General features: G+C 60.7%; 14 protein-coding genes. 7 read left to right on the top strand and 7 right to left on the bottom strand.

Annotated features, from left to right (window positions below; genetic code table 11):
• Nucleotides 1-89 precede the first annotated feature (89 nt).
• The 3 genes from hutH to HMPREF2943_RS04860 form a co-directional block, all read right to left on the bottom strand.
• Nucleotides 90-1643 carry a histidine ammonia-lyase gene (gene hutH, locus HMPREF2943_RS04870; RefSeq protein ID WP_070710956.1) on the bottom strand — a complete coding sequence of 518 codons (1554 nt, stop codon included), beginning with the start codon at nucleotides 1641-1643 and terminating at the stop codon, nucleotides 90-92.
• 185 nt (nucleotides 1644-1828) lie between these two features.
• Nucleotides 1829-2557, bottom strand: coding sequence for an IclR family transcriptional regulator (locus HMPREF2943_RS04865; RefSeq protein ID WP_070443682.1), 729 nt, complete (start codon nucleotides 2555-2557; stop codon nucleotides 1829-1831).
• A 37-nt stretch (nucleotides 2558-2594) separates the two neighbouring features.
• A complete protein-coding gene (locus HMPREF2943_RS04860; RefSeq protein WP_070710955.1) occupies nucleotides 2595-3941 on the bottom strand; it encodes a YjiH family protein in 1347 nt (448 codons plus the stop codon).
• 361 nt (nucleotides 3942-4302) lie between these two features.
• Here HMPREF2943_RS04860 and HMPREF2943_RS04855 point away from each other — a divergent pair, with 361 nt between their 5' ends.
• Genes HMPREF2943_RS04855 through HMPREF2943_RS04840 form a run of 4 tightly spaced genes read left to right on the top strand, consistent with a single transcriptional unit; the run spans nucleotide 4303 to nucleotide 10228 of the window.
• Nucleotides 4303-5718: an amino acid permease gene (locus tag HMPREF2943_RS04855; protein ID WP_070710954.1), complete on the top strand. Its 1416-nt coding sequence runs from the start codon at nucleotides 4303-4305 to the stop codon at nucleotides 5716-5718.
• 2 nt (nucleotides 5719-5720) lie between these two features.
• A complete protein-coding gene (gene hutG / locus HMPREF2943_RS04850; RefSeq protein WP_070443673.1) occupies nucleotides 5721-6689 on the top strand; it encodes a formimidoylglutamase in 969 nt (322 codons plus the stop codon).
• 33 nt (nucleotides 6690-6722) lie between these two features.
• On the top strand, nucleotides 6723-7115 hold the full coding sequence (locus HMPREF2943_RS04845; protein ID WP_070443670.1) for a (deoxy)nucleoside triphosphate pyrophosphohydrolase: 393 nt from the start codon (nucleotides 6723-6725) through the stop codon (nucleotides 7113-7115).
• Nucleotides 7112-10228: a DUF3427 domain-containing protein gene (locus tag HMPREF2943_RS04840; RefSeq protein WP_070710953.1), complete on the top strand. Its 3117-nt coding sequence runs from the start codon at nucleotides 7112-7114 to the stop codon at nucleotides 10226-10228. Before HMPREF2943_RS04845 ends, HMPREF2943_RS04840 begins: the two co-directional genes overlap by 4 nt.
• 345 nt (nucleotides 10229-10573) lie before the next feature.
• Here the strand turns inward: HMPREF2943_RS04840 and HMPREF2943_RS04835 are convergent, their stop codons facing one another.
• Entirely contained in the window at nucleotides 10574-11809 is a 1236-nt protein-coding gene (locus tag HMPREF2943_RS04835) for an MFS transporter (RefSeq protein ID WP_070710952.1), read from the bottom strand.
• A gap of 94 nt (nucleotides 11810-11903) precedes the next feature.
• Here HMPREF2943_RS04835 and HMPREF2943_RS12625 point away from each other — a divergent pair, with 94 nt between their 5' ends.
• Nucleotides 11904-12425 (top strand): hypothetical protein, encoded by a 522-nt coding sequence (locus HMPREF2943_RS12625; RefSeq protein ID WP_246817270.1) that lies wholly within the window; start codon nucleotides 11904-11906, stop codon nucleotides 12423-12425.
• 77 nt (nucleotides 12426-12502) lie between these two features.
• Here the strand turns inward: HMPREF2943_RS12625 and HMPREF2943_RS04825 are convergent, their stop codons facing one another.
• From HMPREF2943_RS04825 to HMPREF2943_RS04815, 3 genes are all read right to left on the bottom strand, one after another.
• On the bottom strand, nucleotides 12503-13354 hold the full coding sequence (locus HMPREF2943_RS04825; protein ID WP_070710951.1) for a hypothetical protein: 852 nt from the start codon (nucleotides 13352-13354) through the stop codon (nucleotides 12503-12505).
• A gap of 62 nt (nucleotides 13355-13416) precedes the next feature.
• Nucleotides 13417-14289, bottom strand: a complete 873-nt coding sequence (locus tag HMPREF2943_RS04820; protein ID WP_070710950.1) for a DNA primase — start codon at nucleotides 14287-14289, stop codon at nucleotides 13417-13419.
• A gap of 76 nt (nucleotides 14290-14365) precedes the next feature.
• The gene (locus HMPREF2943_RS04815; protein ID WP_070710949.1) at nucleotides 14366-16087 is read right to left on the bottom strand and encodes a carboxylesterase/lipase family protein; all 1722 of its coding nucleotides are present in this window, start codon (nucleotides 16085-16087) and stop codon (nucleotides 14366-14368) included.
• Between the two features lie 115 nt (nucleotides 16088-16202).
• Between HMPREF2943_RS04815 and HMPREF2943_RS04810 the strand changes: the two genes are divergently transcribed.
• Entirely contained in the window at nucleotides 16203-16970 is a 768-nt protein-coding gene (locus HMPREF2943_RS04810) for a hypothetical protein (RefSeq protein WP_070710948.1), read from the top strand.
• A 153-nt stretch (nucleotides 16971-17123) separates the two neighbouring features.
• The gene (locus tag HMPREF2943_RS04805; protein WP_070710947.1) at nucleotides 17124-20867 is read left to right on the top strand and encodes a multifunctional oxoglutarate decarboxylase/oxoglutarate dehydrogenase thiamine pyrophosphate-binding subunit/dihydrolipoyllysine-residue succinyltransferase subunit; all 3744 of its coding nucleotides are present in this window, start codon (nucleotides 17124-17126) and stop codon (nucleotides 20865-20867) included.
• The last annotated feature ends 504 nt before the right edge of the window (nucleotides 20868-21371 follow it).

Here is a 21371-nt window from a genome sequence, read left to right as displayed (position 1 = left end):
CAGCAGGTCTGCACTTCCAGGTCTGCACTTTTGAAATCAAGGGCGCATGAAAAAGCCCCATGGCATACGCCATGGGGCTGGGGGTGGAGTTAGCGCAACGTGCCGACAGCCCCCTCTACCGCAGCCACCAGCGCACCTTCCTTGACCAGGCGCACGGTCTCTTCGATCTCCGGGGACAGATAGCGGTCGGTGCCCGGACCTTGGACGGTCTGGCGCAGAGCATCGATGACCGCGCCGGTACCCTTGGCGGGCTGACCCTCGCGCATATCGATGGCGCGGGCGGCAGTGAGGATTTCAATGGCGAGGACGCGCTGCAGACCGTCTACGGCCTTGCGCAGCTTGCGGGCACCCGACCAGCCCATGGACACGTGGTCTTCCTGCATGGCCGAAGACGGAATGGAGTCCGCCGAAGACGGGTTGGCCAAGCGCTTGAGCTCAGAGACGATGCCCGCCTGCGCATACTGCGCAATCATGTGGCCAGAGTCCACGCCCGGGTCATCCGCAAGGAAGGCGTTGAGGCCGCGGTTGCGGGCAACGTCGAGGAAGCGATCGGTGCGGCGCTCCGAAATAGAGGCCAGGTCAGCCACGACGATGGCCAAGAAGTCCAGCGCATAGGCCACCGGCGCGCCGTGGAAGTTGCCGTTGGAGACCACGCGTCCATCCTTGGCCACCACCGGGTTGTCGACGGCCGCGGCCAGCTCGCGCTCCGCAACCGTTGCTGTGTGCGCCACGGTATCGCGGAAACCACCGGCCACCTGTGGGGCACAGCGCACCGAGTAGGCGTCCTGTACCTGCTTCTTCTTGAATTCCTCGAGGGCGGCCGCGAGAATCTCCGAGCCCTCTGCGACCTGCAGGATATTGGCGGCGGCATCTGCCTGGCCCGGGTGCGGGCGCAGCTGCTGCAGGTCATCGGCGAAGACCACCAAGGTCCCCAGCAAGCCCTCCACCGTCATTGCGGTGGCGATGTCAGCGGTCTTGGCAAGCTCGCGCAGGTCAGTGATAGCCAGGCAGAGCTGCCCCAGCATGCCGTCGGTGCCGTTAATGAGTGCTAAGCCTTCCTTCTCCCGCAGCTTGAGCGGTTCAATGCCCGCAGCCGACAGCGCCTCGGCGGCCGGGGTGACCTGGCCGCCATCGACGCGCACCTCACCCTCACCCAGCAGCGCCAGCGCACAGTGTGCCAGCGGCGCCAAGTCACCGGAGCAGCCCAGGGAGCCGTATTCGCGGACCACCGGATGGATATTGGCGTTGAGCACCGCGGCATAAGTTTCCGCCACCACCGGACGCACGCCGGTACGTCCAGTGCACAGGGTGGACAAGCGCAGCAACATCAGCGCACGGATGACCTCTTGCTCAACTTCCGGGCCCGTTCCCGCCGCATGCGAGCGCACGAGTGAGAGCTGCAGTTGCGCGCGCATCTCCTCCGGAATGTGGCGCCGCGCCAGCGCACCGAAGCCGGTGGAAATACCGTAGACCGGGGTCGGATCCTGGGCTAGTTCCTCGACGCGCTCGCGGGTCGAGGCGATTTCCTCAATCGCATCCTGGGAAATCTCCACCTTCGCGCCGTAGCGTGCCACGGCCACGACTTCTTCGATACTCAGCGCCCCGATACCCACGGTCACGGTGGAAGGATAAGAATTAGACATGTAAGGCTCCTTTAACGTCGCTGCGTTACCCACGTCCCACCACCCACGTGGAAGGGAAGAAGGCACGTGAAAACACGTACTCGTTTTCACAAGAATAGAAAAATAGTGATACGCGCGACAGCCTTACGCGTTGCGCTCATAGTACAACAGGCTGCCCGGCGCGCCAATACCTCGGGCACTACCTGTTAGCGGCGCCCGTACATCCTCTCGGCCACCTGCTGCGCAGCCGCGTGCAGTTGCTGCGCGGCATCAGTGGCATCAGCTGCGCCCACGGGAAAAGTCACCGCGAGTGCCGCTGCTGGCCTGCCCACGTGGTCAACCACCGCCACGCCTACCGACGCCTGCCCGCGCGCCACCACCTCGACCTCTTCGGCCCAACCGCGTTCGCGTACCTGGCGCAAGATTTCCTTGTACTCCCCAAAACCTAAGGACCCCGGGACAAATGCTGCACGCCACTCTGCTTCCGGAAGCAATGCCAACATGGCCCGCCCAGAGGCCGTCCGCTGTGCCTGCAGCCGCACGCCCTTCTCCGTCACCAGCGACAGCGCCCCCGGCGCGCGCACCTCGTTGAGGTAGAGAATCTCCGAGCCCGCCAAACGCGATAAGTGCCCCGATCCCCCAACACTGCTGGCAATCCGCTCGAGGTGCCCCTGCGTCGCCCGCACCAGAGGCTGCTGCGTGGCATAGGCCGCGGCCATCGAGTAGGCAGCAAGCCCCAACCCGTAGGTTTGGTTCTCCGGCAGGTGTACCACGAACCCCGCGTCCACCATCTCCTTGAGCAGGTGGTAAGTAGTTGAGCGCGGCAGGTCCAGCTCACTGCGGATGCGCGCGGCGGAAATCGGCACGTCGATGGTCGACAGCAGCCGGAGGATCTCCAGTGCATTGCGCGCCGCCGGGACTCGGGAGGTACTCATGGGCCCACATTCTAATGAGCCCTCGTACAAGCCCCAGCTAAGTCACCAGGAAGGCAATCGGCGTCGCAATAATGATGGTCAGCACCACGCGCTCGAACCAGATGACCACGATCTGCCACAGCTTGATCGGAATCTTGGTGGCCAAGATGCACGGCACCAGCGCGGAGAAGAAGATAATGGCGGAGATAGCCACCACACCGATGACGAACTTGAGCACCATGCTTTCAGAGCCCGCCACGGCCGTCGCCGGCAGGAACATCTCCGCAATGCCCATAGCCGCGGCCTTACCCGCCAGTTCCGGTTCCGGTAATTGAACAATCCAGGCGAACGGGTAGAACAGGTACCCCAGCCAGTCGAAGAGAGGGGTGAAGTTTGCCAGCAGCAAACCAATCAGGCCCACGGACATGATGGAGGGCACAATCGCCGACGCCATGCGCACGCCATCGCGCAGGTTCTCCCAAATGGCAGCGCCTAAAGACGGCGCGCGGTCCAACGCTAGCAGCGCTTCCCGCCAGGCGGCCTTAAAGAAATTGCCCTTTACCGGCTTTTCCGGGTCCGGCTTTACACCATCTACGTAGTCATTAGGAATCCTACTCAGCGGCGGAATCCACACGGTAATCGCCGTGACCAGGAAGGTAACCACAAGGGATACTGCGAAGTACACGCCCCACATATCCATCAAGTCCAGCTGCTTGGCCACGATGACCATGAACGCTGCCGAGACCGTCGAGAAGCCCGTTGCGATGATGGAGGCCTCACGCGCGGTGTAGCCGCCGCGCTGGTACACACGGTCAGTAATGAGGATTCCCAAAGAGTAGGAGCCCACGAAGGAGGCTACCGCGTCGATGGCGGAGCGCCCCGGTGTGCGCCAGAGCGGGCGCATGATGGGCTGCATAAATACGCCCACGAATTCCAGAAAGCCGTAGCTGATGAGCAGAGCTAGGAATGCGCCGCCGATGGGTACGATGAGGCCGACGGGTGTCGCAACCGAATTCCACAGGAAGGGCACGATGTCCTCGTTGCCGAGTACCCCTGGAAGCTTTCCGATGACCATCAAGAAGGAGACCACCAGGCCCACCGCGTTGAGCGCGGTAAAGACCGCTTGCAGCGGGCCTTCCTGCCAGTTTTTATTCACGATACTGCGCACCGTGCCATAGAGCGCTAGCGCCAGGATGAACCAGGGCACCAAGACTTCGGCATAGGTGCGGATGATGGTGACCACGTGGTCAAGCGGGATGGATTTCTTCCCGTCATAACTAATGGGAAAGAAGAATACGAAAGCGCCGATAGCGCTGTAGACAAAGAGGCGCCAGATGCCCTTCTTGGAGGGCACGTCATCCTCGTTCTCGTAGAAGGCGTCAACGATTGCGTCTTCAGAGTTCATGTTCTACCTCACGGTGGTGGAAACGACACGTCATTAGCACGGCCACGCACGCGCCCTTTAAAGGAACGCGCCAAGCACACACGCCGCTACACAGCGATTGCTTCTAGCCATGCCCACGCGACAGCCACACGCAGGTCTCCCACATACTAGCGGCACCCCACACAAATGTCACGCACGTCACCCCCACGCACGAAATGAGGCGCCCACCATAGCGCCGGATCAAGCTACCCACCACAAAATTGACCCCGCGTCTCAACTAGAGGAAAGTAGCTCCCAGACCCACTCGCACCAACCACTCCCCACATTCGCGGTGCTAGAACCAACTAGCGCCCGCACAGGGGACAGAGGAGGACGCATCCCCGTGGCAGAAACCACCACCAAGCGCGCCGGCTTGAAACACCGGCACCTGCACTTCATCGCCTTAGGCTCAGCTATCGGCACCGGCCTGTTCTACGGTTCTGCCGGCGCCATCCAAGCCGCCGGCCCCTCGGTCCTCTTGGTCTGTCTCCTCGGCGGCGCCGTGGTTTATTTCCTCCTGCGCGCGCTCGGTGAGATGTCCGTGCACCACCCCGTTACCGGCTCCTTCGCCGAATACGCCCGCACCTTCTTAGGCCCCTGGGCCGGCTACATCACCGGCTGGATGTTCGCCTTCGAGATGGTCATCGTGGCCCTCGCCGACCTCACCGCTATTGGCGTCTACATGCAATTCTGGTTCCCCGGCTCACCCAAGTGGGTGTGGGTCGCCGCCACACTGCTTCTCGTCGGCGGCGCCAACCTCGCCACCGTCAAGGCTTTCGGCGAGCTGGAATTCGCCTTCACCATCGTCAAGGTCGGCGCGGTCATCGCGATGATCCTAGGTGGCGTGGCCGTCCTAGTCTTCGGCCTCTCCACCGCGGAGACCACCGGCCCGGCCAACCTCGTCAACGATGGCGGCTTCTTCCCCAACGGCGTCTCCGGCATGGTCGCCTCTTTCATCCTCGTTCTCTTCGCCTTCGGCGGCACGGAGATCGTCGGCGTCGCCAGTGCGGAGGCAGAAGATCCCGCCAAGTCCGTGCCCAAGGCCGTCAACACCATCCCGGTACGCATCCTGCTGTTCTACGTCCTGGCCATCCTGGTCATCCTCATGATCAATCCCTGGCGCAGCATCACCGGTGAGGAAAGCCCCTTCGTCCAAATCTTCTCCACCCTCGGCGTCACCTGGGCTGCCGCCGCACTCAACGTCGTTGTCATCACCGCGGCGGTTTCTGCCATCAATGCGGATCTCTTCGGCGCCGGCAACGTTCTGACCGGACTGGCACGCCAGAACCTCGCGCCAAAGGTCATGGCCAAAAAGACCCGAGGTGTGCCGGTCATGACCATGATCATCCTGCTTATCGTCATGATTATCGGCACCGGACTCAACGCGCTCATCCCGGATAACGTCTTCGAAGTCATCGCCTCCCTGGCCACGTTTGCCACCATCTACGTGTGGCTGATGATCCTCTTGGCCCACGTGGCTTCCCGCCGCCAGATGTCGCCCGAGGAACGCGCCAGCCTGGAATACACCGTCCCCTTCTGGCCCTGGGGCCAATACTTCTCCATCGCCTTCATCATCTTCACTTTTGGCATCATGGTGTGGCAGGAGCAATACCGCCCGGCACTCGCCACCGGCGTTATCTTCATCCTCCTTATGACCGCCATCTTCTACCTCACCGGCCGCCGCAGCGCCGCCGCGAGCACCCCACAGGAAGCAGCCCTGCAAAATACAGCCGAACAAGAAACAGACGCGAAAGGATAACCATGAACACCGTTGATGCCCCCGCCTACTCCCCTGCCCCCGAGTGGTCCGGCCGCTCCGATGGCCCAGGCCCCGAGCATGCGCGGTGGCACAGCGTAGTTCGTCCCCTCGACCTAGCGAACCCCCAGGAACACCCCGGCGTGGCACTCCTGGGCTTTGCCTCCGACGAGGGCGTTGAGCGCAACCATGGCCGCCCCGGCGCGGCTGCAGGCCCAGCTGCCCTGCGCGGCGCCCTGGGTTCCCTGGCGCTGCACCATCCGCATCCGCTGTACGACGCCGGCACGATCACCACCCAAGGCACCGACCTGGAGGCCGCCCACGAGCGCCTCTCCAATGCGGTGGAATCACTCTCACGCGCCGGGCACCTGCCCATCATCCTCGGCGGCGGCCACGAAACCGCCTTCGGCTCCCACCGCGGTGCTTTCCGCGCCCAGGGGCCTCTGCAGATCATCAACTTGGACGCGCACTTCGATCTCCGCACCGCGGACGTGCCCACCTCCGGCACCCCGTTTAAGCAGATCTCTGAACTGGTGGGCCGGGAGGACTTTGACTATTCCGTCTTGGGAATTTCCCGCCCCAATAACACGCCCGTGCTTTTCCACGAAGCCTCCGCCCTCGGTGTCACCGTCGTCCTCGACGAGGATTTGCTCAGCATGGATCGCTCCCAGCTGCGCACAACCATCGACAGCATCTGCTCCGGCACCAAGCCCATCCATCTCTCCATCGACTTGGATGTCCTCCCCGCCGACCAGGCACCGGGTGTCTCCGCCCCCGCTGGCCTCGGCGTACCCCTGAACATCATCCGTGAACTCGCGCTCACCATCGCCGCCACGGGACGCCTCGCGCTTGTCGACGTCGTCGAGCTCAACCCCACCTTCGACACCGACAGCCACACCGCCAAGCTGGCCGCGCGGTTGATTGATGACATTGTGACAGCGCACTTTTCTGCTACCACAGGAGCGAATTCCTAGATAAGGTGCGGGCCAGCCGGCATACTAGTGCCCATGAGTTCACCGATTCGTGTTGTCGGAGCCGTCTTCGTAGACGGCAATCGATTCCTGGCCTGCCGCAAAGCTCCAGGAAAATCACTAGCCGGCATGTGGGAATTTCCAGGCGGCAAGATTGAAGAAGGCGAGACGCCTAAGCAGGCTCTCGCACGTGAAATCAAAGAAGAGCTGTCCGTCAGCGCAAAGGTTGGTGACCAGGTCACAACGACCGTCTACGAGTATGATTTCGCCACCATCGAGCTCACGACGTTCCTGTGCACCAAGGAATCTGGGGAACTCGTTCTTAGTGATCACGATGCCACCCGTTGGGTGTCCCCTGCCGAGGCCCGGGAACTCGACTGGGCCCCTGCAGATATCCCCACCGTCAAACTGCTTTCTTCGCGCCTATGAGTTCCGAGTCGATTCTGCCGTTTGGCATCTACGAAACCCCGGTCACCGCCCGAGTCCAGGAGCGAATCGAGGAAACCAAGCGAGCTCGGCCCACGGCAGCAACCGGCATCGCCTCCGGTTCCAAGAAGGATGTCAACCCCCGGTTCGCCGCGGCAGTGTCCCAGCATTTTGCCAAGGCCCTCGAGCGCAAGCTCACAGAGTTATCAAAGCCCGAAGAGCGTGTGGCCCTCATCAATGGGCTCGCGCAACACCTCGGGGTGGATGAGTCCATCTCCGCCGAGGAACTGCTTTACGCCATCTATAGATCAGAGCTCGAAGAGGCCCCGAAACTCCCGGAAGTCTCGCTCAACTCCAGCGCCTTGTTCACCAACAGCGTGGACGACACCAACATGTCAGTCGAGATTGCCCGCGAGATCCGAACGGCCGACTCCGTCGACCTATTGTGCGCTTTCATCAAGACTTCAGGCATCGCGGTCATCAGCGATGAATTGGAATACCTCAGGGATCACCAGATCCCGCTGCGCGTCATCACTTCGACGTACTGCGGGGCGACCGAAGCCGCCGCCGTGCGCCGCCTCGTGGAAGACTACGGCGCTGAAGTCCGGATCTGCTACGAAAGCAAGACCACACGGTTACATGCCAAAGCCTGGCTTTTCCGCCGTCAGTCCGGATTCGACACCGCCTTCATCGGTAGCTCAAACCTCTCGCGATCAGCGCTTGTTGACGGTTGGGAATGGAACGTCCGGGGCTCTCGTTCCTCCACGCCGGAGATAATCGAAAAGTTCATCAAGACCTTCGACAGCTATTGGTACGACACTCATTTCAAAGCATTTGACCCGGACCAAGACTTCGAGCGCCTCAAGGAGGCCCTCGGCGGCGCCAGATTTCTTGAAGCAAAGCCCGGTGAAAAGCTCGAACTCTCAGGCCTTCGCGTTGAGCCCTATCCCTACCAGGAGGAGATGCTCGAAGCTTTAGATTCCGAGCGCGAAGTTCACGATCGTCATCGCAATCTCCTCATTGCCGCTACTGGTACAGGCAAGACTGTTGTGGCAGCACTGGACTACCGCCGCCTATGCGAGAAGCTGGGGCGCAGGCCACGATTGCTGTTCATTGCGCACCGGCGCGAGATTCTTACCCAGGCCCAGCGGACCTATCGCGAGGTGCTTAGCACCGCAGGTTTTGGCGAGCTCCTCTTAAGCGGTGAACAGCCCGCCCAGTGGGACCATGTCTTCGCGAGCATCCAGTCTCTGCATGGCAAGCGCCTAGCCCAGCTTGCGCCTGACCATTTTGAAGTCGTCGTCATTGATGAGTTCCACCACGCAGAGGCCGCGACGTACCGCGCGGTTCTGGACTACCTGCAGCCGCGTGAGCTCCTCGGGCTGACTGCCACTCCGGAGCGCGGTGACGGCGAGAACGTTCAAAAGTATTTCGACTACCGCGTAGCTCATGAACTTCGACTCTGGGATGCCTTGCGCCTCCAGCTTCTCGCACCGTTGCACTACTACGGAGTCGACGATGCTACTGACCTGACAAGCCTGACCTGGAATCGCGGAAAGAAGGACTACAAAGCTTCGGAGCTGAGCGAGTTCTATATCAAGGCTGGAGAGAAGCGCACCAGGTTCATTATCAATGAACTCAACCGTCGCATTTTCGATCTCTCCGAGATGAAAGCCCTCGGCTTTTGCGTGACCATCGCCCACGCCGAATACATGGCGGAGCAATTCAATCTTTTCGGCATCCCAGCTCTGGCGGTCAGCAGCAAGCTCAGCCTTGATGAGCGTCGCCGCGCCATTGAACAGCTTCGCGAAGGCACTATTAAGATCATCTTCGCCGTCGATATTTTCAACGAAGGCGTCGACATTCCATCGATCAACACGCTGCTGCTTCTGCGCCCAACGCAAAGCCCTGTGCTCTTTGTCCAACAACTTGGCCGCGGGCTGCGTCTCCATGAGGGAAAGAATGCCTGCACTGTCTTTGATTTCTTGGGTGTACAGCACGAAGAATTCGATTTCGAAGAGCGCTTCAAAGCTCTAACTCCTGCTCGCGGAAAGAACTTGGCCAAGGAGGTAGAGCAAGGATTTCCTACCGCCCCGCCAGGCTCCAACATCACCTTGGACCGTGTAACGACCGAGCGCGTTCTCAAGAACATCAAGCGCTTAGCCCGTAACTCCATTAAGAAAATACGAGCACTTATTTCTGATTACGGCACAACGGACCTCGCCAGTTTCACTAACAGCTCCGGAGTTCCGCTAGAAGACATCTACCGCCGCAAGGGAATTACGTGGACCACGCTGCTGCGCGATGAGAAGCTTCTGCCCTCCGCCCCCGCAAATGAACACGAGGAGTTTCTTATCAGCCGAATCCGCGTGCTACTGCACATCAATGACCCCAACCGCGTAGCGGCCTACAGCCTTCTTGTTTCCCCGAACGGTCCCAAGGAGAAGGATATGACCCGCGAGCAAATTCGGTACGCCACCATGCTCGTGCTGGCTCTGTGGGCAAATTCAAATACGACGGTGCCGGAATCCCTTGATGAGGCCCTGCGTATCATCCGGGCCTGTCCTTCCTTCGTCGCTGAGGTAACTCAGGTCATGCAGCTCACGCTCGACCGCTCCCGCATCATTCCAGAGAAGTCTACGAATAGCGTCTTGGAGACTCACGCGGACTACAGCCTGGGTGAACTCGTTGGTGCTTTGGACGATGGTCCTTTGCGTAAACTCGCAAATTTGCCACGTGAGGGCGTACGCCGTTTCGACGCCACTAATACCGATCTCTTCCTGGTAACTTTCCAGAAGGATGAGAACGTGAGTGCCTCCACGAATTACCGCGATTACCCACTGGCGCCTGATCGTTTGCACTGGGAATCCCAATCCACTACGTCGCTCAAGTCCGCAATGGCCCGACGCTACATCCACCACCACGAACTCAACGGCAACATCATCATCGCCACGCGTTTTACCAAGCGGAACAAGGTGGACACGGCATCGGCATACACCTTCTTAGGAAATGTCGATTACGTCTCGCACAGGGGCGAGAAACCCATCCAGTTTGAATGGAGCCTTCGCCGCGATATGCCTAAGCAGCTCTACACCGCCGGGCGCACTGTGGCTTAAACCTCAATTATGGTCAGGTTATGAAGTTGACGCCGTAAGCACCGTTAAATTAAGGTTTCCTTAGCAGATTAAGAAAAGATTAGTCTCTGATGCCGTGGTACAGAAGTGTGGAGGACGGTTATGGCAGCCGCGAGCGAGCGTAGCCGGAAGAGGTGGAGCCGCCCAGATAACGGTTCTGAAACTTCCATCTATGGCTTTACGCGCTTTCGGGAGCGCAGCTTCAAAACCGGCACCACCCCTCGCTGGGCTGCGTGCAGCAAGAAAGCGCGCCGCACCCACTAGAACTAAACGGCCCTGAAGACTCTGCCAGAAAGATACTGACGGAGCCTTCCAGTCTTTTGTCTATTAACGCCGCGGGCGGTAGCGGTGGCGCAGGCCCTGCAGGATTCCCTTTCTCTCCGCCAATGTGTCGCGTCCGAAAATCCACGCCACAACGCCAGCTGCAGCAACTACCGCACAGAAGCCAAAGGCTGTCTCAAACCCGTACCTATCCGCCAGCAGTCCAATGACGATGGGGCCTAAGATTTGCCCAAAGTCACCTGCCATCTGGAATGTCGACAGCACCTGACCACCCGAGCGCTTCGAGCCGACGATATCCGCCACGGCTGCCTGCTGCGAAGGGGCAATAAGGCCCGAGGCGGCGCCGGACAGGGCGGAGAGGATGAGGAGGGAGACGATGTTCGTCGCCAAGCCCAGCGTGCCCACGAACAACGCGGAGCCCACAAGTCCCGCAACGATGAGTGGCCGGCGCCCCACGCGGTCCGACCAGGAGCCGGAGAACTGCAAGACGATGGCATTGCCCGCGGCAAAGGCCGCTAGCGCAACGCCGGATGTGGATGCGCCGTTGGCGAAGATGGCGGCCGCGAACAACGGGAGGACCGCCACGCGCACACCCATATTGATCCAGCCCTGGGCGAAGTTCGACGTCAGCACTGCACGGTAAGCAGTATCCGCCCAGGCTTCCTCCAAGCGCATGGGCGTAAGGTGACGCCGACGTTCATCGGCCTCATTGACCGAGGGCATAAGGATCCACACAACGAGTGCGGCGATGGCGACGCCAACGCCATAGATAAAGAAAGGCCAGCGGAATCCTAAGAAAGAGAGGCTCGCGCCCACGAGCGGGCCAATCACGTTGCCAAGAAGGAAAGACGTGGCATAGGTTGCCGAACAGCGCCCGCGAATGCTGGGTGGTGCTAGGCGCACAATGAGCCCCATCGCCGCGACAGTGAACATCGTCGAGCCAATGCCGGCGATAGTGCGCAGCGCAACGATCTGCCAATACTCCTGCGCCACGCCCACTAAACCGGTGGTCACTGCCACGGTGAACAGGCCCGTCACGTAGACGCGGCGCGTGCCGACGCGGTCGATGAGGAACCCGGCGGCGGGTGCGAAGACAAGGCGGCTAGCAGAAAAGACGGAGACTACGAGACCAGCCGCAGCCATTGAGACGTCGAAGCTGACGATGAACTGCGGCAGCAGCGGTGCAATGAGCCCGTACCCCAAGGCGATGATGAACCCGGCGGTGACCATGACCCAAATTTCCCGCGGGATTTTTACCTGCGGTTCTGCAGTATTTTTCATATCGCCACTCACTCTAGCCCACGACGTCAAATCGTCGAACAATAGTTCGACACTTTGACGTGGAATGTCCGCACAGGCATCTAGTGTGTGCGCCATGAAGAATTACAGCAGCATTCCCCAGTCCGTTCAGTCCCCGTCCACGCTCAGCCCCGGTGAGCTGACCACGGAGATCCTCTACCACCACCATGAAACTCTTCGCTCCATGGAGAGCATCATCCGCCATCCTCGCTCACTCGCGCGGCCCACTCCGCAGTGGCGGCCACCATCGAAGGTTCTGCCACCAGTGGCCATAGAAGGCGGCGAATCGCTACCGCTGGCTTTTACTGTGTCGCGCCACCGCGTGGGCGAGCGGGCCAAGGCCCGCGTGCTGGGTTATGGCGATAAGCGCGTGCCTTCTTATCTCATTACCGTACGCATCACCGATCCGACTGGACGTCCCGTTACTCCCTCGCTAGCGGAAGCCTGGGTGCGGGCACTGGTCCCAGAAGAGCTTGTCTCCGCAGTTCATGAGATTTCCAGCAGCAGTGCGGCGACGTTTGTGTGGCTGGTAGATAGCACCTACACCCCGGTGCATTCACCGCTTTCCCTCTTCGAAGGCTTCAGCCAAGCCGCCTAATACTCTCTTGGCTCCTGTCCAATGCGGGTGTGGCCCGAGTGGGTGGAGCCACGCAGCTACGAGAGCTCTGAGAGCTTTTAGAAGTAGCGCTGTATCCGGCCCAGGAGGTTGCGGGGTGGTTCCTCATCGAGGGAAAGCGTGAACCTGTCCTCCGTTAAGACGCGGTCTCGGGATGGGCGCGTCTCCGGATAGTCATAAAGACGGAGGATGGGCTGCGGCGCTAAGCGAATAGCTACGCAGACTACGAGGACCGTGAACGTTTTATCAATCACGTCGGAGCTCAGACTCTGCAAGAGAACTGCCAGGCGTCCGTCATGCAAAATTAGCTCCCACAGGGCCATGAGCTTGATGGGTCCGCTTTGTCCATACTCACCGGGCAAGAGCAAGGTACACATCGTGGTCAACAGCCCAGCAACTACTCCCACACCAGCGCCGGCGAGCATCATGACCATCATGCGCTTAAAGGCACCACGGCGCGCCAGCCAACCAAATAGGTAGGCCACCACCAGGGCCACCGGTAGGTACACCAAAAGCAGCGGGTTGTTGATGCTGGCCAAGCACGCAGTCAAAAGCGCCGTGCCCATTCCCAAGACGGGTCCGTAGACAATTGCCACGAATGCCGTGCCCATCATGTCCAAGTACAAGGGAACGCTCACGTTAAAAATCAACGAGGACAGCACAAGGTTCACTATCACCGCCAGCAACGGGTTGAGCAATGCGTGATGGCCTAAAGAACGCCATTGTGCGGCAAGGAAGAGAAGGGCGCCGAGCAGTGTCAGGCACCACACACTGATGGAGAGGACGGAGCCAAAAACATAGTCCCCGCTACCGTAGTTCGAATTCAGCGACAGGACCCAAGCCAGAGCCGCACACACTAGGGCGGAGCCAACACACAGGCGTTGGCTCCGCGATGCCTTCTTGTCCGGCATGTGTTTTGGTTGCTCCTCATTAACGTAGGGAAAAGTACGCACCTACCCTACCCTGGGAGCTTTTAGTCCTCGGAGTCACCGTCGCTATCGGCGTCCTCTGCTCCGTCCTCGTCGTAATCATCGTCTTCGTCATCATCGTCTTCGAAGAGAACGTCATCGTCCTCATCATCGGCGCCGAAGATGTCATAAACCTCAGGCTCGTCGAAGTCATCGTCATCGATGCTCACTAGCTGTGCTTCCCAATCTAAGGCTTGATCGGAGACCAAGCTGAGCACATCGAAGAGGCGGTCGAAGTCGGTGTAGGTACCCAGTTCGAGTGCCTCAGCCGGGACCTCAATGATGGGGGCTAGCCCGCCGTCTTCGTCGTCTGCATCGCCGAAGATGGCAACGCGCTCTTCCTCACTCATGTCCTCCGGGCTGTCGATATCCCAGAGCTTACTGATCGCCTCATCCTCCAGCTCATCGAGCTCTTCCTCATCGAAGTCGAAGGAGAGAAAACGCACGATCGCGCTCGGGACACCGTCGATGGTTTCCACGAGCACGCGCAGCTCCGAGTCGTTGGCAACTTCCGCCACGACCAGATTCGGGTTGAACTCATCCTGAAGAAACTCCAACTCAGCGATGCGTTCATCGGTGCCTTCCAGCAGGTCACGCAGCACCGTCACCACCTGGTCCGTGGCAATGTGGCGGGATACGGCCTCAACCGCATCGTCCACAGAAAACGCCACGGACACCAAAACGGCCTCGAAGTCTTCATCATCTTCATCCACATCGGCCGCGGCAATGTAGACGTTGGCCGCCGGCAGGATGGGGTCAATTTCCACAAACTGGATTTCCAAATCGGAGGTGATGGGCACGAACATCACATCGTCGTTGACGCGGGACTCAATGCCCTCCCCGTCCAGAGCAGAGGCGATATCTTCAAAAAAGCTCATGTGATTAACATCCGTCCATGTGGGAGTCTCACCCGGGCTGCTGCCAAGGCCCCACACATCTTACCTGCGATCTCCGTCAATAGCTCTCCTCATCGAGCAGGAATCCCAGTTCCTTCAGAATCTCCGGGCGCCCAGTACCCCACTCCAACATGTCATAGGCCTCCCATGCTTGGCGACGCCCCTCCATCGGCGCCTCCTCCACGCGCGGCTCCACATCAAAAACCATGGTCGAGCGCTGCGGCGCGCGGTATTGCGGCCAGTTGTCTAGAGGCGCTCCGCCCCGAATGAACTCGCCCCACTGCGCCTGCATGGTCTCGGTCACGTCCTCCATTTCGGAAGGCTTAGCAATGCTGTTTAGGAAGGACACTCTCGACGCCCCTGGATCGCCAAAGATGTTGGATAGCTCCATCGAATGCATCGCACCCAGACCTAACCAGCGCAGCGCCGCCGGAGCGAAGTCGAAGCGGTACATCCACGTGGGATAGCGCCGTGCGTGCTCGGAAGCGACGCGGACGGTCGGGGCCCAAAAGAGGGCGTCGGTCAGCAGATCCCCGAAATCGCGGCGCGAGACGGCACCGCCGTAGGCCGCGATGACATCCGGTGCGCTCTCCGGATCAAAGGAAGCAAGAAGTCGGAGGGCCGCTCGCTCTCGGGCGCTCTGGCGTTGGAAGAGGAATTTTCCAAAGCTGGCCTCACCGGAGTTGGTTCCCACCAGCAGCGGCACCGGGTGTTGGTTGCCGTCCTCAAAGGCTTCGATGGGATGTTGCGGGATGAGGTCGCTGTCGACAGTCGGCGCATAGCAGGAGTTCAGGTACAGCAACTCGCCCGCGCGCCACATCATGGACTGGCCAGAGCGCACGAGGTCCGCGAAGTCCTCGCGGCGCAGATCATCGGCGGTGGTATCGCGCGGCAAGGCCATCTTGTGAACCAGCTCGCGGGCCCAAAACACTGACTGCGCTCGTGAATGAATCATGCCGATCGGCGGCGACTGCGCAATCGCGCGGTGAAAAAGCCCTTCTGCACGCGGCACCGCCATGAGAGTGAGGACGGCCGCGCCGCCGGCGGATTCACCCATGAGAGTCACGTTTTCTGGGTCCCCGCCGAAGGCCGCGATATTTTCGCGTACCCATTCCAGCGCTAAGACTTGATCCGCCACAGCCGGGTTGGCACAGGCCTCACCGCCAAGACTGCGGACGTCGAGGTAGCCCAAGGCACCTAAGCGGAAATTCACCGAAACATAAACAACGTCCATCTGGGCTGCGAACTCGAAGCCGCGCAGCATCAGCATGTGGGAGGAACCCACAATGAAACTGCCGCCATGCAAATACACTACGACGGGCAGCTTCTCCCCTGCCTTAGAACCCGACGGTGTATCGGGTGAACCCGTATCGTGCGGCCGGACGACATCAAGGGTCAGGCAATCTTCTGCACCCTCGATGCGGTCGGTCCAAGAGTACACCGGCTGCGGGGCCACGTGCCCGAACTCACGGCAATCCCGGATTCCTTCCCACGCCGGGGCAGGCCGCGGTTCCATGAAACGGTTGGCGCCCGAGGTATCTGCGCCAAAAGGGATACCGCGCCACGAGCGGACAGGAGCGCTGAGCGGGCGGTCCGTGCGTAACTCTTCCTCGATGCAACCTCGTACCCAGCCGCCGGTGGTGAGCACCGTGAGATCGTCGGCAAGCGCGGTGCGTGCCGCCTCCTGTGCGGCGAGGGCACGGGCGTGGAGGGAATCTGCAAGCAAGCGCGCCGCAGCCGCGCTGACCTCACGCGGAGGGAAAGGCTCAAACTCGCTCATGCCTCATACCCTAGTGCGCCACCCTGCTAGCGCGCTGGATAAAGCTTTTTCGATACGGTGGTAAACATACAGTTCAGATTCACAATCAGATTTAGTTAAAAAGTTAGGTGAGACAATGTTGGACAAGGTCTTTAACAAGGAGAAAGAGGGCAAGGACATTAGTCGCCGGGATGCATCGGTCGATCAGGCCGGCTCCGCAGAGGCTGTGGGAACCTTGGAGGTGGATGAGGCCAACCGCATCACCAAGGGATTCCTGGCGGCCATCGACAAAGTCGTCTCCGTCCAGTCCTCCGTCATCATCAACTATGTCGAGGGTCTAAAGAAGCGCAACCCCGACGCCAGCCCTGCGGAGCTGCAAGAGCTCATCGACAAGCATTTCATGAACATCATCACCGGTACCGGTGCTGCCGCGGGCGCCTCCGCGGCTATCCCTGGCATCGGCCTGGTCACCGGCGCAGCCACTATCGGCGCGGAATCCCTGGTCTTCCTTGAAGCCGCCGCCTGGTACATTCTCGCCTCCGCGCACCTGCGCGGTGACAACATCCGGGATAAGGAGCGCCGCCGCGCGCTGGTCTTGGTGGTGCTCACCGGCTCCCAAGGCAGCGCGTTGGTCGATACCTTTGTGGGTGATGCAACCTCGCTGTCGGGCGTCACCTCCGCTGCTACCCTCTCGCGTTTTTCCGGCCCTACCCTCAGCGGTCTCAACGGCCGCCTGACCAAGCTCTTCATGAAGCAGGCCACCAAGAAGCTCAAGTGGGCATGGGTATCCAAACTGCTGCCGATGGGTGTAGGCGCGGTGCTGGGAACAACCGCCAACCGTAAATTGGGCCGCCAAGTAATCAGCCATGCGGGCACCCAACTCTCCCCCCTGCAGGGGGAATAAAAGGGGCGAAACCCGCTCAGGTTAGTGAGCAAACTTACAAGGGCCGTATCATAAGGAGAGACACTTTTCGGGGTGCCTTTCGCACCCGTGGATTGGCCTACTAGAGTCGAATAAAGACAAACTTAGAAGCACAGAAAGAGGCGAGCATCTGCCGTGAGCAACTCGAGCATCTATGGCCCGAATGCGTGGCTGATTGACGAACAGTTTCAGCAGTACTCCAAGGACCCGAACTCCGTAGACAAGGAGTGGCGCGAGTACTTTGAGGCCAACGGAGCACCGAAGTCGGCCGCACAGCCCAAGGCTGCGAACGCTCAATCCAGCACCCCCACCAAGAAGAAGGACGCGGCACAGGCTGCGCCGAAGAAGACCCAGGCTGAGGAGAAGTCTTCCGCTGTTCCAGGCGCTAAGGCACCGAGCGATTCCAAGGCTTCCGCCGCATCCAAGAAGGACGCGAAAAAGACGGAGAAGAAGTCCGAGTCCCCGCTGGACCGCATCAAGGAGGCACCGGAGCCGGGCTCCCGCGTACTCAAGGGCATGTTCAAGGCCATTGCCAAGAACATGGACGAGTCCCTGGAGATCCCCACCGCTACCACCGTGCGTGACATCCCGGTCAAGCTCATGTGGGAAAACCGCGCGATGATCAACGATCACCTCAAGCGCACCCGCGGCGGCAAGATCTCCTTCACCCACATCCTGGGCTACGCGCTGGTGAAGGCCGTTCAGATCCACCCGGATATGAACGTGCGCTACGAAATCCAGGACGGCAAGCCCACCGTGGTTCAGCCGGAGCACATCAACCTCGGCCTGGCTATTGACCTTCCACAGAAGGATGGCTCCCGCGCCCTCGTCGTCGCTGCCATCAAGGAAGCGGAGAACAAGACCTTCTCCGAGTTCATCGATGCCTACCAGGACATCGTTGACCGCTCCCGCAAGAACAAGCTGACGATGGATGATTTCTCCGGCGTCACCATCAACCTGACCAACCCGGGTGGCATCGGTACCCGCCACTCCATCGCCCGCCTGACCAAGGGCTCCGGCTCCATCATCGGTGTGGGATCCATGGATTACCCGGCAGAGTTTGCTGGCACCTCCGCCGACCGCTTGGCAGACCTCGGCGTCGGCCGCCTGGTTACCCTGACCTCCACCTATGACCACCGCGTTATTCAAGGCGCGGAGTCCGGTGAGTTCCTGCGTACCGTGGGCCAGCTCATCCTGGATGATGCCTTCTGGGACGAGCTCTTCGAGTCCATGGGAGTTCCCTACCAGCCCTTCCGTTGGGCTGCCGACGTGCCGAACACGGGCGTCGACAAGAACACCCGCGTCATGCAGTACATCGAGGCCTACCGCTCCCGTGGCCACCTTCTCGCGGACATCAACCCGCTGGGTTGGAAGCAGCCGGGCCTGCCCTGGCCGGATCACCGCGACCTCGACCTGGCTACCCACGGCCTGACCATCTGGGATCTGGACCGCACCTTCAACGTTGGCGGTTTCGGTGGCAAGGAGACCATGACGCTGCGCGAGGTGGTTACCCGCCTGCGCTCCGCCTACACCCTCAAGGTTGGCTCCGAGTACGCCCACATCCTGGACCGCGATGAGCGCGGCTGGCTGCAGGAGCAGATTGAGGCCGGCATGCCGAAGCCGACTAACTCTGAGCAGAAGTACATCCTGCAGAAGGTCAACGCCGCTGAGGCCTTTGAGAACTTCCTGCAGACCAAGTACGTGGGCCAGAAGCGCTTCTCCTTGGAGGGCGCTGAGTCCCTCATTGCCCTGCTGGATTCCATCGTGGACACCGCAGCAGGCCAGGACCTCGACGAAGTTGTTATCGGCATGCCGCACCGCGGCCGCCTCAACGTCCTTTTCAACATCGTGGGCAAGCCACTGGCAGATATCTTCGGTGAGTTCGACGGCAACTACAAGGGCGGCCAAATGGGCGGCTCCGGTGACGTGAAGTACCACCTGGGCGCAGAGGGCGAGCACCTGCAGATGTTCGGTGACGGGGACATCAAGGTCACCCTGGCTGCTAACCCGTCTCACCTCGAGGCCGTCGACCCGGTCATGGAAGGTATCGCACGCGCCAAGCAGGACATCCTGGACAAGGGTGCTGAGGGCCACACTGTTGTGCCGATCATGCTCCACGGCGATGCATCCTTCACCGGCCTGGGCGTGGTCCAGGAGACCATCAACCTTTCCCAGCTGCGCGGCTACACCACCGGCGGTACCGTCCACGTGGTGGTTAACAACCAGGTTGGTTTCACCACCACCCCGGATTCCGGTCGCTCCACGCACTACGCCACCGACCTGGCCAAGGGCTTCGATTGCCCGGTCTTCCACGTCAATGGCGACAACCCGGAGGCTGTTGTCTGGGTGGGCAAGCTGGCCACCGAGTACCGCCGCCGCTTTGGCAAGGACGTCTTCATTGACCTCGTTTGCTACCGCCTGCGCGGCCACAACGAGGCCGATGACCCGTCCATGACCCAGCCACGTCTCTACGACATCATCGATGACCACAAGTCCGTCCGTGAGCGCTACACCGAGGAACTCATCGGCCGCGGTGACCTCTCCGATGAAGAGGCAGAGGCAGCTGCGCGTGACTTCCACGACCAGATGGAGTCCGTCTTCGCTGACCACAAGAAGGCACAAGAGGCTGGCCCGAAGGAGCAGACTGGTATCACCTCCTCCCAGGAGCTGACCCGCGGTCTGGACACTTCCATTACCGCTGAGGAGATCGCCGAGATTGGTGATGCCTACGGCAACCCGCCGGAGGGCTTCGAGTACCACAAGCGCGTGGCCAAGGTGGCCAAGGAGCGCCAGAAGTCCTCGCGCGAGGGAGGCATCGACTGGGGCTGGGGCGAGCTCATCGCCTTCGGTTCCCTGGCTAACTCCGGCAAGGTCGTGCGCCTGGCCGGTGAGGATTCTCGCCGCGGTACCTTCACCCAGCGCCACGCGGTGGCCTTCGACCCGCGCACGGGTGAGGAGCACAACCCGATTGCTCAGCTGGCTTCGTCCAAGGGCAATGGCGGTAAGTTCATGGTCTACAACTCGGCCCTGACCGAATACGCCGGCATGGGCTATGAGTACGGCTACACCGTGGGTAACCCGGATGCCGTGGTGGCCTGGGAGGCACAGTTCGGCGACTTCGCCAACGGTGCGCAGACCATCATCGATGAGTATGTCTCCTCCGGTGAGGCCAAGTGGGGCCAGCTCTCCAGCTTGATCCTTCTGCTGCCGCACGGCTACGAGGGCCAGGGTCCGGACCACTCCTCCGCCCGCATTGAGCGCTTCCTGCAGCTGTGCGCTGAGGGCTCCATGACCGTGGCTCAGCCTTCCACCCCGGCTAACCACTTCCACCTGCTGCGCCGCCAGGCTCTTGGTGAGATGAAGCGCCCGCTGGTGGTCTTCACCCCGAAGTCCATGCTGCGCAACAAGGCCGCAACCTCCTCCGTGGAGGACTTCACTGAGGTCAAGAAGTTCCAGTCCGTTATCAACGACCCGAACTTCGTAGACATCAACGGCAAGAAGGTCGGCGATACTGACAAGGTCAAGACCATCATGCTGGTTTCCGGCAAGCTCTACTGGGAGCTGGCCAAGAAGAAGGAAACCGATGGCCGCGATGACATCGCCATCGTGCGCGTGGAGATGCTCCACCCGATTCCGTTCAATCGCCTGCGTGAGGCTTTCGAGGCTTACCCGAACGCAACGCAGATTCGCTTCGTACAGGACGAGCCGGCCAACCAGGGCCCGTGGCCGTTCTACAACGAGCACCTGCGTGAGCTCATCCCGGATATGCCGGAGCTGGTCCGCGTCTCCCGCCGCTCGCAGTCCTCGACTGCCACCGGCAACGCGAAGGTCCACCAGATTGAGCAGAAGAACCTGCTCGAGGAAGCCTTCGACGTCTAAAGGCGCTTAAAGCCGAAGGCGCTGGCACACAGCCCAGCGCCGAGCAAGGCCCCGGCCACCACGAACTCACAGCGAGTGCGGTGGCCGGGGCCTTTTCTTGCTTGTGTAACCCGGGGTTCCTCCCCTACCAGACCACAAAAGCCGCGCTGCGCGCTCAGCCACCCGCCCCTCGCGCTCAGCTACCCGCCCTCCGTTCTCCCTTAATCGCCCTTCGCGCTCACCGTGAGCCTCAAACAGCAACCACAAGCTCTCCCGGTGAGCGCGAAGGGAGACACGCATAAGAACCTCTTCTCAGAAACTCCACGAAATGTTGGCCAGAACTGCACGATGAGATCAAGCTGTGGCGAAACCTCTAAGCGGTCTTCGCACGCACCAGCGCGTTCGACCACGATGGCGCCCCAGCTGCCGACGATCGCGGCAGAACCCACGGCAGCACTAAGAGAGTCGTTGAGCTGGACAGCGAGCTCCCCAATCTGGCCCTTCCGGTTTTAGAGTGCGTTGATT

Origin of the sequence: Corynebacterium sp. HMSC072D12 (genome assembly GCF_001813925.1) — a bacterium.
Classification (GTDB): Bacteria; Actinomycetota; Actinomycetes; order Mycobacteriales; family Mycobacteriaceae; genus Corynebacterium; species Corynebacterium aurimucosum.
Note: the sequence above shows the minus strand (reverse complement) of the source record. Positions and strands in the feature narration are given on the sequence as shown.

Excerpts from the sequence above, each read along its gene's own strand:
- HMPREF2943_RS12625 (WP_246817270.1), top strand. The coding sequence starts at position 11,904 with ATGAAGAATTACAGCAGCATTCCCCAGTCCGTTCAGTCCCCGTCCACG.
- HMPREF2943_RS04815 (WP_070710949.1), bottom strand. The coding sequence starts at position 16,087 with ATGAGCGAGTTTGAGCCTTTCCCTCCGCGTGAGGTCAGCGCGGCTGCG.
- hutH (WP_070710956.1), bottom strand. The coding sequence starts at position 1,643 with ATGTCTAATTCTTATCCTTCCACCGTGACCGTGGGTATCGGGGCGCTG.
- HMPREF2943_RS04820 (WP_070710950.1), bottom strand. The coding sequence starts at position 14,289 with ATGAGCTTTTTTGAAGATATCGCCTCTGCTCTGGACGGGGAGGGCATT.
- HMPREF2943_RS04845 (WP_070443670.1), top strand. The coding sequence starts at position 6,723 with ATGAGTTCACCGATTCGTGTTGTCGGAGCCGTCTTCGTAGACGGCAAT.
- HMPREF2943_RS04825 (WP_070710951.1), bottom strand. The coding sequence starts at position 13,354 with ATGCCGGACAAGAAGGCATCGCGGAGCCAACGCCTGTGTGTTGGCTCC.
- HMPREF2943_RS04810 (WP_070710948.1), top strand. The coding sequence starts at position 16,203 with ATGTTGGACAAGGTCTTTAACAAGGAGAAAGAGGGCAAGGACATTAGT.
- HMPREF2943_RS04860 (WP_070710955.1), bottom strand. The coding sequence starts at position 3,941 with ATGAACTCTGAAGACGCAATCGTTGACGCCTTCTACGAGAACGAGGAT.
- hutG (WP_070443673.1), top strand. The coding sequence starts at position 5,721 with ATGAACACCGTTGATGCCCCCGCCTACTCCCCTGCCCCCGAGTGGTCC.
- HMPREF2943_RS04840 (WP_070710953.1), top strand. The coding sequence starts at position 7,112 with ATGAGTTCCGAGTCGATTCTGCCGTTTGGCATCTACGAAACCCCGGTC.
- HMPREF2943_RS04835 (WP_070710952.1), bottom strand. The coding sequence starts at position 11,809 with ATGAAAAATACTGCAGAACCGCAGGTAAAAATCCCGCGGGAAATTTGG.
- HMPREF2943_RS04865 (WP_070443682.1), bottom strand. The coding sequence starts at position 2,557 with ATGAGTACCTCCCGAGTCCCGGCGGCGCGCAATGCACTGGAGATCCTC.